Here is a 10,761-nt window from a genome sequence, read left to right on the forward strand (position 1 = left end):
GCGCGCATTCGCGCGACCCGTTGGCTCATCCGGGCTACGCCTGCTCCGCCTGAACCGGCCAAAAGCGAGCGCATGGCGGCTACAAAATTGCCTTCGCTCAGCCATCGTTTCGGTCGAAGCCCCGGCAACCATTCGCGCTCGCGTAGTATTGCGGAGTAGTGCCATGCTGAGTGATCTCAAGGCGAAACTGGAAAAATACGAGCGCAAGGCCGCGCAGTATGAGAAAGCGGCCGAGCAGGCGACCGATGGGCCGCGGCGCGCGTTTTATCAGGAGCTGGCGCGTTACTGCGACGAGCTTGCGACGAAAGTCCGGCAGGTCATCGCCAGGCGGACCGACGCGTCTCTGGCCGCCGAATGACAGCGTTTTGTCGGCGAACTACGCGCTTCAGGCCTCGTTCTTGGGAACGTACTTGCCCATCACGCATTTGTACCGCTGCAGCGTCCACTCGTGGTACGGGCCGTTGGCGAGCCAGTCGGCAATGCCGATTTGCCCGTTGACCTGACAGGCCGTCATGGTGATGCCCGACTGCTCGCTGGTGGTGACGACCTTCTCCATACATAGCTGGCCGTTGCAGAGAACGGCGACGAGAGTAACAAGCATAGCTGCCCTTCATTGGTCATGAGAACCCGGCGAGGGTTACCATGCAGGGTTCATGCCAACGCAGGTCATGAGGGGGAACCCAAGCGGGGTCCGCGCGGGGCGCGGCCCGATGCTGATTCGCGCTTGCGATTCGGTGTTCGGATTCGAATTTCAGACAGCTGGGATTAAAACCGTCATTGCGAGCGACAGCGAAGAAATCCATCGCGCCGCAAGCAAAGTGAGAGTGGATTGCTTCGTCGTTTCACTCCCTTGCGCAAACGCTTCGCGTTTGTCGCAGGCAATGACGGAGGACATGCCTTCGCGATCTCGCGGCGCGATTTGCCCGAGGCTTGCGTTTATCTCTCGCCCTTGAAAAAAGAGGGCGCAGGGAAAGCCGGGTGCGCGCTGCACCCGCGGTCTCGTGTGCAAGATGCACATAAGAATGCGCACACGAGCATACAGGTCCAGCGGAGGCATCCCGGCTTTCCCTGCGCGATGGCTTTACGGCTTATTTCGCGCTCTCCCCGGTGAACGGGCTTTCTTGCCACCGTCGCCGGCGGGATACCTCCCGCCAGCTTGACGCCAGCGTCGCGGCGTCAGGACCACACGACTTCGCCGTCCGCGTCAGCCACGCTCGTCAGTCGCAGCTTTCGCGTCCACCGCATCCCGCACCCAACGTTCGTGACGACCGCGAAGCGCCCCTCTTATCGAGACGGGATGGCGTGAATCTGAACTGTGTCGGGGGTGTGCCGCAAGGACGCCGCCCTGCGGCCGAATAACACGACGGGCAATTCGCGCATGGCGGCGATGCGCGATTTGCCCGTCGTGCAGCAACAAGTAGCCCGCATGAGCGCAGCGATATGCGGGAGCCACCGTCGAAGACCCCGGATATCGCGGAGCCTGTCATCGGGCGCGCATTCGCGCGACCCGTTGGCTCATCCGGGCTACGCTTGCTGTAAGGCAGGCCTACGCTGCGGTTATGGCCAGGGAATGGTTGATAGGGCGGGGCTTAGGTTGACGCAGATCAATCGAGCACCCCTGCTGGATGGATAATCTAAATCCAAAGAGTAATCGAGAAGGTCAGTCATTCGAACAGTGGAGTGATTTTTATGAGAACCGTTTCATTCGCCATTGGCATGTTGGCTGCCGTCGTCTCAACCGCGGCATCGGCGCAATCCGTCAACCTCAGCGGCAAATACATATGTACCCAAATGTGCCGAGGGGGCCTCGTTGGCAATCCTGCCTATATCACCCAGAACGGCCCCGAGTTGAATCTGTTGAATGAAGCTGGCGAGCCGTCCCGCGCCTGGCCTGATTGGTTCGCACCGGCCACCCGGATATGGATTGAACGCTATGACTTTGGCGCCGTCTATTCGCCGGATGGCATGCACATTCAGTTCGACAACGGTACAATCTGGGAACGCGATCTCGGACTGCCGCCGCCGCTCCGGCGCCGCGGATAGGCGACATCATGGCCCGCTGAATCGCTAAATTGTTGAGTTCGCAGGGCGCAATAGCGAAGCGTATGCGCCGCAGCGCATGCGGGAAAAATCCAAGTACCCGGATATCGTGGAGCCTGTCATCGGGCGCGCATTCGCGCGACCCGTTGGCCCATCCGGGCTACGCTCGCTAACGCTCTCCTATCCGGGCTATTCGCTCAAGCTTATGTTCCGGTTTGACGGCGTACACCGTTCCAAACAGCGGCTTTCCGGGGGCAGCGCGTGTGGTCGACGGCGAAAGCGGAATATTTTTCGCAGCAAGGCTGGACAGGATTTGGCTGATTTGCCCGTCGGGTTGCTTTGTCGCAGGCGGCGTCGCCGGATTTGACTTGCACGTGATGCGAAGCAGCGGGTAGCGGCGAGCAGCCGGCTCATCGCATCCGCAGGCGCATAGCGAAACGAGGAAGCTTGGAGACATCGATTACTTCTTGTTTGTCCGACCTCTCGATTGCTGGATTTATCTTTGATGCAGATCAATCTGCTCAGCTACCTTTCGCGCGATAGAGCGAAACCTGTACAGCGCTGCAATCTTGGGGAGGTTAGTCATGGGTGTCACTGCTCACAGGATCAAAGACATCGGGCCGCAGCCGCAAGCGTTCGACATTGAACGTGCGACGAAGGAAAATACAAATTACCGTTCGGTCGCCTGGAGCGGGCGCTATCTGCAAGTGACGCTGATGTCGATCCCCGTCGGCGGCGACATTGGCCTTGAAGCGCATCCGGAGACCGATCAGTTCCTGCGCCTCGACGCGGGCAGCGGCCGAGTACAAATGGGAGCCGTGAAGGACAAACTGACTTTTGACAAGGAAGTTTCAAACGGTTGGTGCGTCCTCGTTCCGGCGGGGACCTGGCACAACATCACCAATATCGGAACGACGCCTATGCAGGTCTATGCGATCTACGCGCCCGCCCACCACACACCCGGCAAGGTGCAGGCGACGGCGGCGGTGGCCGAAGCCGACAAGGCCGACAAGCCGGCGGCATGGTCAGTGCAGCCAAAACATGCGCCCGATAAACACGGGTGACCCGATTGATCTGCAGGAAACGGGACCATGCAGCGCAAATGGCGGGAGTGGCTCAGTAGCAAGTACCCGGATGAGCTAACGGATCGCGCGAATGCGCGCCGGATGACAGGCTCCGCGACATGCGGGAGCCATGAAGACCCCGGATATCGCTTCGCTCATCCGGGCTACGCTAGCTTGACGCCAGCGTCGCGGCGTCAGGACCACACGACTTCGCCGTCCGCGTCAGCCGCGCTCGTCCGTCGCAGCTTTGGCGTCCACCGCATCCCGCACCCAACGTTCGTGACGACCGCGAAGCGCCCATCTTATCGAGCGCGGGACGGCGTGAATCTGAACTGTGTCGGGGCCTGCCGCAAGGACGCGACCCTGCGGCCGAATAACACGACGGGCAATTCGCATGGCCGCCGTTCGGCTGTGGCCCAATGACAACACCGGCTGGAAATGCGCTGACGAGGCGGTGCCTGATGCTCACCCGGCCACGGTTCTGCCCCGATCGGATCATGCCATGATGCTTGGCGGATTCTGTTTTGGCTGGGGGCACAGATTGGGGATGCACAATGTCATCCATCTCGTGTGCCAGGACTTCAGACGTTGCCGTTGAAGTAAGTCACGGTGCGGACGCGCCGGCGGTCTTGTCGGCGGTCCTGGCCGCGCGTGCTGGGAATATCGTTCGGCTGTTTGCCGTCGCGTTCGGGGCGGCGTCGCTCGCTGCCTGCGCGCAATCCTCTGTCGTCACCAAAAATTCCGGATTTTTCGGCGGCAAACAGCAGGCGTCGCAAGATCGCCACCAAACAGCATCTTCCATGACGAACAGCCGCGTCGCGTCCGCAAAGAAGCATACTCCGTTCGCGCGGCACGACAATGCAGCCGCGACACAGACGGCCTCGCAGGGCGTTGCCAGCTTCTATACCGAGGGCACCCAGACCGCGAGCGGCGAAAAATTCAACACCCACGAATTGACCGCCGCCCATCCGACGCTTCCGTTCGGCACGAGGCTGCGGGTGACAAACGTCGCGAGCGGGCGATCGGTGACGGTTCGGGTCAACGACCGCGGCCCCTACGTTCCGGGACGGGTTGTCGATGTCTCGTATTCGGCCGCCAATGCGCTCGGAATGGTCGGCAAGGGCATCGCAAAGGTAAAGCTGGATGTGGTCGAGTAGCTCGCAGAGCACCAAATTCAACGACGGCATGTGCCTGCTCGCGCAGCCCTCGCCACAAGGCGTCCATTCATTATAATTTTATCCAATCTCCTGAGCCTGCGGTAATCGCTCGCGTTTAGGGTGCGCCCGTTCAGGGGGTGCACGCATGTATGTTGTCAACAATTCTCCGCGCGCACTGTTGGTCGCGCTGATCCCGCTCGCGGTGGTCCATGCCGTATTGACCGCGATGGCATTGCTTGGGGCCCAGGCCGCGCAGCCGACCGACGTTCCGGCACCCGATCAGGTGCTTGTGTTCTACGTGGCACGCTTGGCGACCGATGGCGCGCTGCTGTTCGCGGGCCATTGGATGCTGCGCCAGCGCGCCATCTCCAGCCGCTTTGCCTATGCGCTGATGGGCGGCGCCATGGCAGCGGCGGGCTATGCGATCGCGATCCGCAACAGCATTCAACTGTCCTCGCCCGCCGGCGGCACCCTGCTGACCATGGGGCTGCTGCCGACCATTGCGGGAATGATTGCCGGCTTTCTCTACGGACAGTTCGCGGGCCTTGCTCCGGCCGCGCGCTTTCCAAAATTGTCGTACGAGGGGCTTGCCACATCGCTTGCATTCGACGGTCCGACACGGGTCCGCACGTCAGTGGCGGGGATCGTGATCGCCGCCACGATGCCGGCGGTGTTGACGACGATTCTGTCCATCACCCTGGCCGCATTGATGCCAGGCTTCACGACTTACATGAGCTCCGGTACAAATCCCGTCATCGCCGTGGCGTTGCCTGCGCAGCTGTTCCTGACTTTCCTGGTTGTGACCATCGTGCCATCGGCCATCCTGGTCCTGTGCCTCCATCACCTTGCAAGGGCACTGCGTCGTCATCGCGCGTGGGAGTACGCTGCGATGGGAGGGCTGATGGCCGCGACGTGCGCCTATCTGCTGTCGCCCATGGTGCCATTGCTGTCGGGCTCGCCCCTGACATTTGCCGCGGTTACCTACGGCGCGATCATGGGGGCGCTCTACCGCGCCTTCGCCGGTCTGGAGCCGGTGCCGTTGCCCGAAGCCGTGATCGCAACTGACCCGAATGCGCTGGTTGCCGCCGATGATCCGGCGCGACGCCAGCACAGGGTGATCCTCAGCAACTAGCGCAGGCCTGGGTTCCCCGGAGATCACCATGAAAGGACTAGCCGCGATCGGCGCTGCCATCTTCATCGCCATGGCGGGTGTGCTTTGGTTCATGACCAGGCCCGAACTGGTCGTGACGGAAGCCAGACCGCTGCAGGCGAGCCCGGATATGCCGACATTCAAGCGGGTGCGGTAGGAGGCTCGATTGCGCTCTACGTAGGCGGTAGGGTGGGTTAGCCCAACGGGTCCGCGCGAGGCGCGGCCCGATGACAGGCTCCGGCGTGACCCACCTTCCTGCCATTCCATGAATGGCGGATTACGCTTCGCTAATCCCCTTGCGAGTTCTCAACCCATCCTGCGCGTTAATTCCCGCCATCGGCCGCAAGGCGCAGGAACTGCCGCTTCATCGCATTGACCCTGGCGACATAGGCCGCAACGAGGTGATCGCCGCAGCGCTCGCCGCCGATCATCTGAAACTTGTGGCGTGCGAAAGCGGTGGCGGGACCGGCGCCGCAGAGATGGATAAAGGCAGCAAGATCCTGCTTCTGCTGCGGGTTCGGCTTCACATCGCCCGCGATGGTGAGAACCGCCGCCACATGGCGGTCGAGATACACCGATGCCAGTTCGATGGCATGGCTCGGGAACGCGCGGAAATAGAGGCTGGTGAACCCGCAGCCGGTATCCGTGACCGCATTGTCCCGGACACAGAACCTCGCGGCCTCGGCGTAGGCGGGATCGGTCGTCTGGAAGAGGCCGACGGCGCTGGAGGCGGGCCGGTAGATCGCGAACGGATTGAGGCTCCATCGCCAGCGCCAGTAGGTGCGATCGACCGGATTGCCCGAGCTCTCGACCTGCGCCAGCGCGGCCAATAGCTCGGGCGTGATCGAATGGGTCGAATAGGTGCGGAACAGCGCACCGTATTGCCGCCACGTCTCGGGCGGCTCCTTATCGAGCCGATGGCCGACGAAGACAAACAGCTCGGTCGGCTTGCGGATCACCTGGTAGACGAGGTTCGTCAGCGCGACGACCGCAAGCAGCATCGCCACGACGCCAACGATCCGAATCATCGGGTGTGCTCGCGCGAATGTCCGTCGCGCCCACCGCGCGCCGCGCCGCCAGCGGCGAAGGCGAGGGAGGAAGCGATTACCTTTTGCTGACATGTGCCTTGCGGGGAGCTGAACGTATTGCGCCAACGAACTCTGGTGGCGGATTACGCTGACGCTAATCCGCCCGACGAGCTGCGCTTGCTACTTGGCCGGAAGCGCGCCAGCGAGAGACCGCCTGCGCGGCAAATAGAGGATCAGTACGAGCGTGGCGCTCGCCGCCACCAGATAGGCGTTGAAGGCGTAGGCGGAGAACGTCGCCTCCCGGACCGAGAGGATGCCGACGACCATCCCGACGAACGCGATCAGATACGCCGAGCGGTTCTCGGTCGCAGGCTGCAGCCACGCCTTCCGGATAGTCGGAAGGGCAGCGGCCGCATCAGCAAGAATCGAAAGCACGATGGCTGTGACTGGATCGCCGGTGATGGCCCAGAGCGCGAGCGCCGCGAGCGAGCACGCGCCGCAGACATAGTCGAATGGCCCGAGCCGCCACGAACCCATTCCGCCGACGAAAGAGGCAAGCACGACGCAGGCCGGGCCGGCTCCCACCGACAGCACCACCAGCGTCGAAATCCCGACGCCGGCGCGCCACTGTGCGGCGCCGGCGATCAGCGGCACGATCGCCCAGAGGAACCACGTGACGCGGTTCGGCGTCGCCTCGCTCCGCAAGATGGCACGGACGTAACTGAGGCAGGCCACGAAATTGATGGCCAAGCCGACGATGGCGAAAGCGATATGCATGGCCCGCAAAGTGCCACCGATCGCGACTGACGACAACAGACAGCCCGAAGGGCGCAACAGAGCAGCATATCGCGCCGAGACCATGGATCGGCGGATTACGATTCGCTAATCCACCCTACGAGCTACGGGCTATGCTTGTTAATCGGCAAGCGGTGCTTTGCTTGGAGGCAGCGGGGCCAGGCATCCCATCTACGGCTGCGGTCAATAATCTTTTGCATTACACGCCAAGACATATTTGCTATCAATGGTTGTGTTAATTTAAGGAGGTTGAAATGACTAATTTGAAGGAAGTCAGCGACGTCCAATATTCCATAATCGCAGCAAGACGCTTACAGTACGACAATCTACTTTGGCAGACTCCGGTGATGAGCTTAATCGGGATGTCATTCTTGTTTACGATTGCCTTCGGCAACCCAAATCCGACCAATCGGATCTTCGCCAGCGTTCTCGCACTTGCTGCAGCGCTGGCATCAGCGCATTTGCTTTCGAAGCACCGATACTTCGAACTGCATTACGCGAAGCTTCTTCAAGAAATCGAGAGCGCGCGAGGACATCAGACGGTGAGCGAACGGCCTCCACGTGCTAAAAGACCAACCGGATGGTCTGCATACCTCATATGGTTGGGACTCTTCTTTGGCTTTGCGACGGTTGCACTAATAACAGGAATAAGGGGTTGGGTTTGGCCGTAGCTCACAAAAAGGGTTGGCTGCCGGACAAAGACTGGACGGCCATTCAGCGACTTGTTCCGATTCCATGTGTTGATTTGCTCCTTACAAGGCGGCTGCCAGGCGGGGGCTTGGATGTCGGCTTAATTTTGCGCGAGGCACCCCTCGAAGGCCAACGCTGGTGTTTGGTCGGTGGCCGTGTTCTTCTTAATGAATCCTCGCGAGAGGCAATCAAGCGCCAAATATTTGAGACCTTAGGACGTGGGGTTCGCTGTATTCTGCCGCGAAAGCCTGAGCCTCTGCTTGTCGCGGAATATTTTTCTGTGAAGCGACCGCGAAGCTTGTTCGATCCGCGGCAGCATGCGATCGCACTAACATTTTCAGTTGAGGTCAAGGGAACGATGAAGGCCCAAGGAGAAGCGTTAGACTTTCGTTGGTTCGATTCTCAAAGTCTTTTACCTTCAGCCTCCTTTGGCTTTGGGCAGAAGAAAGTTGTCCAAGAATGTATTCGTCGGCTTTTGGATTTGAACTAGCCACTTCATATCTTCGGAAATCCCCTTACGGGCGGCCGTTTTTGAGGGATCGTAGGTCGTAGGCCCGTAGGATGGGTTGAACTCTTCGCGAAGCCCATCAATTCCGCTGCAATCGATGGGTATCGCTTCGCTCAACCCATCCTACGGGCTGGATTCGAGGACAGGCTACGGTGGGTGAGGAAGCACAGGCCAAAAAGGTCTTCCGAGGACGTGGCACTACGGCAAGTGAGAGGTTGCTGGCTGACTTAGGCGACACCGCCTTCCTCGACCTTTGGTCATATCCCAACCTGTTCTACGAAAAAAAGCAGGGCGGTAAGGGGGACGGCAAAGAGCTATGCGACATGCTCGTGGTCTGCGGTGACGACGTCATCATATTCAGCGACAAGGCCATCAAATGGCAGGCTGACGGGCCCTTAGAAATCGCGTGGTCGCGCTTTTATCGCAATGCGGTAGAGGAAGCCGTTAAGCAGATAAACGGCGCCAACAACTGGATCACGCGCTTCCCCGAAAAGGTATTCACCGACCCAGCGTGTGCCCACAAGGTACCCATTGATTTCCCTCCGCTGGAGACACGTCGCGTCCACGGGGTTGTCGTTGCAACCGGCGCCACGGTAGCCATTAAAACACACTACAACGACAATAGCGGCTCCTTCCCCATTATGCCCCGACTGAAGGGCAAGATGCATGTCAACTTCGAAGAGCCGGGTTTTTTGCCATTCTCAATTGGCGACGTAAACCCGGATGGGCTTTTCATTCACGTCTTCGATGAAGTCTCCATAAGGCGGCTGCTTGAGCACTTAGATACCATCTCCGACTTTACTGCCTACTTGAACGAGCGCGCGAAATACCTTCGCACGGACAGGCTCCTGTTGGCCCATGGCGAAGAGGAGCTTCTTGCAATGTAGCTTCAGACCGGAATGCGAAACGGTGGTGTGCCAGGCTTTGAGTTGCCCAGACCAAAAAAATTTAAAGAATATGCGCGAATCACCGCTTACGGCGAATGGGCGGCCTATATCATGTCAGTTTCCTACTTCGGCAAGACCATGGCCGACGAGATATCTTACCTTTGGGACGAGCTGATCAAGTTATTCACCGAGAATATTCTCGGAGGCACCAGTGTTAGAGTCCTGGACACAGACCCCGACATTGCTCTCGCCGAGCGCGGTGTAAGATATATGGCGCTTGAATCGAGGTTCTTTCGTAGAGTGCTGAGCCAAGCACTGGCCGGCTTGTTGAGAACGGCCGAAGAGGTGAAGCAAGATCGCTATGCCCGTGTGATGCTGCCGACAAGTGGCAACGCAACGCCTGGGCAGGCGTACGTTTTCATGATCCTCGCATACCCTGAAGAATTGGAGAAAGACGGCGGCCTTCCAGGCGGGTATGAACAGTATCGCAATGCGCGGGTTGCAATGCTGCAGGCTTACTGCCTTGTTCTTCTATCGGAGCATCGCGAGTTGAATGTTGCGGTCGGCATCGCCCTTGATGCACGCTGGACACCTAAGGGCTCGGAGGGAGGGTCTGAGGACTTAATTGTCCTGCAGGTCGATAGCTGGACAGATCAGATGGTTGCTGACGCCGCCAAGGCCAAGGAAGAGTTTGACATCCTCCGGTCGGATCGCCTCACACTCTCGGACTTTCACGCGACGAATTATCCAGACGGAGACCACAAGATGTCTCAACTGAAAAAACGGCGGAAGCATCGGAGTAGAATGAATCCTATGAAACCTAGAAAACGTTAGGGATGCCCGTGACGGGACAGACCACTATACCCCATCCAGCAACTTCTGATAGCTTTCCGCTTCTGCCGCAATTATGGATGTAGAGGGCTGTATCCTACGTGCTTGAAAAAAAGCCCGTTAGAGCGGGCAAGAATGGAGCAATTATCTCGATGTGATCGGCAGCCATGGAAATGAATCGTTGGTAGGCCGCCGCATAGCTTTTTGGCTCTTTTTGGCTATTTCGCATTTCTTCGATGGAAGCAAGATAACGAGCGAGTTTTTCGCTGTCCTTGACATCTTTGCGAAGTGCCGCAGTGAGGTTGCCGAAAACGTCGCCCCCGACAACAACGTTTGTTGATCGATCAGTCGAACCGATATTTACTCGCGAATTGCTACCGGTAACATGGACATTATAATTTCCGCCCTTATGGCGCGGAAATGTCCCTGTTTTGTGTACCTTGACCTCATAGTGCGCATCGATGATGTGAAATTTTTCGTGGAATGCCGGGTCCTCAACCACGAAAACTTCTTCGCTGCCATTTGGTAGAGCCCGTCGTATTTCATCACCAACCTCGATCACCAACGAAACGTCTTCGATCAGGATACTGTTTCTACTCACTACGCCAACC

At 59.1% G+C, this 10,761-nt stretch carries 14 protein-coding genes and 1 pseudogene; 10 read left to right on the plus strand and 5 right to left on the minus strand.

The annotated features are described in order from the left end of the window. The first annotated feature begins 163 nt into the window (after positions 1 to 163). The gene (locus E8A46_RS18640; RefSeq protein WP_291564062.1) at positions 164 to 358 is read left to right on the plus strand and encodes a hypothetical protein; all 195 of its coding nucleotides are present in this window, start codon (positions 164 to 166) and stop codon (positions 356 to 358) included. 27 nt (positions 359 to 385) lie between these two features. Here the strand turns inward: E8A46_RS18640 and E8A46_RS18645 are convergent, their stop codons facing one another. Beyond that, positions 386 to 601, minus strand: coding sequence for a hypothetical protein (locus E8A46_RS18645; RefSeq protein WP_291564065.1), 216 nt, complete (start codon positions 599 to 601; stop codon positions 386 to 388). 1,115 nt (positions 602 to 1,716) lie between these two features. Between E8A46_RS18645 and E8A46_RS18650 the strand changes: the two genes are divergently transcribed. Then, positions 1,717 to 2,043 (plus strand): hypothetical protein, encoded by a 327-nt coding sequence (locus tag E8A46_RS18650; RefSeq protein ID WP_291564068.1) that lies wholly within the window; start codon positions 1,717 to 1,719, stop codon positions 2,041 to 2,043. 581 nt (positions 2,044 to 2,624) lie between these two features. After that, positions 2,625 to 3,104 (plus strand): cupin domain-containing protein, encoded by a 480-nt coding sequence (locus E8A46_RS18655; RefSeq protein WP_291564071.1) that lies wholly within the window; start codon positions 2,625 to 2,627, stop codon positions 3,102 to 3,104. A gap of 581 nt (positions 3,105 to 3,685) precedes the next feature. Here the strand turns inward: E8A46_RS18655 and E8A46_RS30475 are convergent. Beyond that, entirely contained in the window at positions 3,686 to 3,889 is a 204-nt protein-coding gene (locus tag E8A46_RS30475; protein ID WP_363252054.1) for a hypothetical protein, read from the minus strand. Between the two features lie 15 nt (positions 3,890 to 3,904). Between E8A46_RS30475 and E8A46_RS18660 the strand changes: the two genes are divergently transcribed. From E8A46_RS18660 to E8A46_RS18670, 3 genes are all read left to right on the plus strand, one after another. Continuing rightward, positions 3,905 to 4,261, plus strand: a complete 357-nt coding sequence (locus E8A46_RS18660; RefSeq protein ID WP_363252056.1) for a septal ring lytic transglycosylase RlpA family protein — start codon at positions 3,905 to 3,907, stop codon at positions 4,259 to 4,261. 145 nt (positions 4,262 to 4,406) lie between these two features. Next, complete coding sequence (locus tag E8A46_RS18665) at positions 4,407 to 5,393, plus strand: hypothetical protein (protein WP_291564074.1); 987 nt, start codon at positions 4,407 to 4,409, stop codon at positions 5,391 to 5,393. A gap of 28 nt (positions 5,394 to 5,421) precedes the next feature. Next, positions 5,422 to 5,568 (plus strand): hypothetical protein, encoded by a 147-nt coding sequence (locus E8A46_RS18670; RefSeq protein ID WP_291564077.1) that lies wholly within the window; start codon positions 5,422 to 5,424, stop codon positions 5,566 to 5,568. 166 nt (positions 5,569 to 5,734) lie between these two features. On the opposite strand, the gene E8A46_RS18675 is transcribed toward E8A46_RS18670, so the two are convergent. Continuing rightward, the gene (locus tag E8A46_RS18675; protein WP_291564080.1) at positions 5,735 to 6,532 is read right to left on the minus strand and encodes a lytic transglycosylase domain-containing protein; all 798 of its coding nucleotides are present in this window, start codon (positions 6,530 to 6,532) and stop codon (positions 5,735 to 5,737) included. 87 nt (positions 6,533 to 6,619) lie between these two features. Then, positions 6,620 to 7,216 (minus strand): hypothetical protein, encoded by a 597-nt coding sequence (locus E8A46_RS18680; RefSeq protein WP_291564083.1) that lies wholly within the window; start codon positions 7,214 to 7,216, stop codon positions 6,620 to 6,622. A gap of 272 nt (positions 7,217 to 7,488) precedes the next feature. Here E8A46_RS18680 and E8A46_RS18685 point away from each other — a divergent pair, with 272 nt between their 5' ends. From E8A46_RS18685 to E8A46_RS18700, 4 genes are all read left to right on the plus strand, one after another. After that, positions 7,489 to 7,905, plus strand: coding sequence for a hypothetical protein (locus tag E8A46_RS18685; protein WP_291564086.1), 417 nt, complete (start codon positions 7,489 to 7,491; stop codon positions 7,903 to 7,905). Then, positions 7,890 to 8,414, plus strand: coding sequence for a DUF4916 domain-containing protein (locus tag E8A46_RS18690; protein ID WP_291564089.1), 525 nt, complete (start codon positions 7,890 to 7,892; stop codon positions 8,412 to 8,414). Before E8A46_RS18685 ends, E8A46_RS18690 begins: the two co-directional genes overlap by 16 nt. A 170-nt stretch (positions 8,415 to 8,584) precedes the next feature. Next, positions 8,585 to 9,319 carry a hypothetical protein gene (locus E8A46_RS18695; RefSeq protein ID WP_291564092.1) on the plus strand — a complete coding sequence of 245 codons (735 nt, stop codon included), beginning with the start codon at positions 8,585 to 8,587 and terminating at the stop codon, positions 9,317 to 9,319. Between the two features lie 12 nt (positions 9,320 to 9,331). Next, a complete protein-coding gene (locus tag E8A46_RS18700; RefSeq protein WP_291564095.1) occupies positions 9,332 to 10,153 on the plus strand; it encodes a hypothetical protein in 822 nt (273 codons plus the stop codon). Positions 10,154 to 10,247: 94 nt separating this feature from the next. On the opposite strand, the pseudogene E8A46_RS18705 reads toward E8A46_RS18700, so the two are convergent. Continuing rightward, positions 10,248 to 10,761 (minus strand): annotated as a pseudogene (locus E8A46_RS18705) (hypothetical protein); the annotation flags it as partial.

Source organism: Bradyrhizobium sp. (assembly GCF_004799445.1).
Taxonomy (GTDB): domain Bacteria; phylum Pseudomonadota; class Alphaproteobacteria; order Rhizobiales; family Xanthobacteraceae; genus Bradyrhizobium.